This is a genomic window from Neisseria sp. P0021.S006 (assembly GCF_051956895.1).
In genome coordinates this window covers 1-1,454 of the sequence record NZ_JBQCWZ010000346.1, presented here as the reverse complement: position 1 = coordinate 1,454, position 1,454 = coordinate 1, and the positions used below count along the sequence as shown (strand labels likewise).

Sequence of the window (1,454 nt, the reverse complement as noted above, 5' to 3'; positions counted from 1 at the left end):
ACGAAAGTCCTGTTTATCGCCGATCCAATGGCAAGTTTTAAAACCTATAAAGACACTACTTACGCCATGATGCGTGAAATGGCAAAGCGCGGTTGGCAGCTTTTTCATACCTTGAGCGGAGAATTGTCCGTCCGTGAAGGCTTGGTGGTGGCTCAGGCGGCGGCATTTGAGTTTGTCGGCGCGAAGAACGATGACGATCATGAATGGTTTAAAGCAGAGGCAAAAGTTCAGACGGCCTTGAAAGATTTCGATGCGGTCATTATGCGCACTGATCCGCCGTTTGATATGCAATATCTGTACGCAACCCAGTTTTTGACGTTGGCACAGCAGCAGGGTGCAAAAGTATTTAACAGCGGACAAGCAATGCGCGATTTCAATGAGAAATTGGCGATTTTGAACTTCAGCCAGTTTACCGCGCCCACTTTGGTTACCACACGTTCCGCCGATGTCCGTGCCTTTTTGAAAGAACACGGCGACATCATCATCAAACCGTTGGACGGCATGGGCGGTATGGGCATTTTCCGCCTGACCGAATCCGACCCCAATATCGGCAGTATCCTTGAAACCCTGATGCAGCTTGATTCACGCACCATCATGGCACAACGCTATATTCCTGAAATCGTACATGGCGACAAGCGCATTTTGATTATCGGCGGGGAAGTTGTTCCGTATGCTTTGGCGCGTATTCCGCAAAACGGTGAAACGCGCGGCAACTTGGCTGCCGGCGGTCGCGGCGTGGCACAGGAATTGAGCGAGCGCGACCGTGAAATTGCAGAAACCCTTGCGCCTGAATTGAAACGCCGCGGCATCTTGCTTGCCGGTTTGGATGTCATCGGCAGCAACCTGACCGAAGTCAATGTAACCAGCCCGACCGGCTTCCAAGAGATCATGAAGCAAAAAGATTTCGACGTTGCTGCCATGTTCGCAGATGCCGTGGCATCTTGGGTAAAACAATAAATCCAAAGGCCGTCTGAAAATTGACCCGACCGTTTCTTTTCAGACGGCATTCTAATGTTGAGTATATGATGAAACCATCTTCCTATGCTTCTGAGAAAAAAGGCAAAAGCGGCATCAAGCGCATTATCAACGCGTTTGGTTATTCCAAAGACGGACTGGCTGCCGCGTATCGTTATGAAAGCGCATTTCGCCAAGTTTTTTGGTTGAACCTGATTTTAATTGTCTTGGCGTTGTTTCTTGATTTCGGCTCGGTCACCAAAATGGTGCTTGTTGTCGCATCGTTTATTTCATTGATTACCGAATTGTTTAATACCGCCGTCGAGGCAGCCGTTGACCATACCTCTACTGAAAAACACGAGCTGGCCAAGCGTGCCAAAGATGCCGGTTCGGCCACGCAACTGATGGCTTTGTTCATGTTATTTATTGTTTGGATTATTGCATTAACTGCTTAAAAATGTGTTAATATGGTAATTCGTTAGGATTAGATAGTATTAATT

The 1,454-nt window shown here is 47.9% G+C and carries 2 protein-coding genes; both read left to right on the top strand.

All coding sequences use genetic code 11. The features are described 5' to 3' along the window. Window positions 1-957 (top strand): glutathione synthase (gshB, locus tag ACTHUM_RS13980; RefSeq protein ID WP_440403169.1); only part of this gene is annotated, 957 nt, incomplete at its 5' end. Window positions 958-1,025: 68 nt separating this feature from the next. Beyond that, window positions 1,026-1,409, top strand: a complete 384-nt coding sequence (locus ACTHUM_RS13975) for a diacylglycerol kinase (RefSeq protein ID WP_070461422.1) — start codon at window positions 1,026-1,028, stop codon at window positions 1,407-1,409. The last annotated feature ends 45 nt before the right edge of the window (window positions 1,410-1,454 follow it).

Bases quoted from the DNA above. Each gene is read 5' to 3' on its own strand.
- ACTHUM_RS13975 (WP_070461422.1), top strand. From the start codon at position 1,026: ATGAAACCATCTTCCTATGCTTCTGAGAAAAAAGGCAAAAGCGGCATC.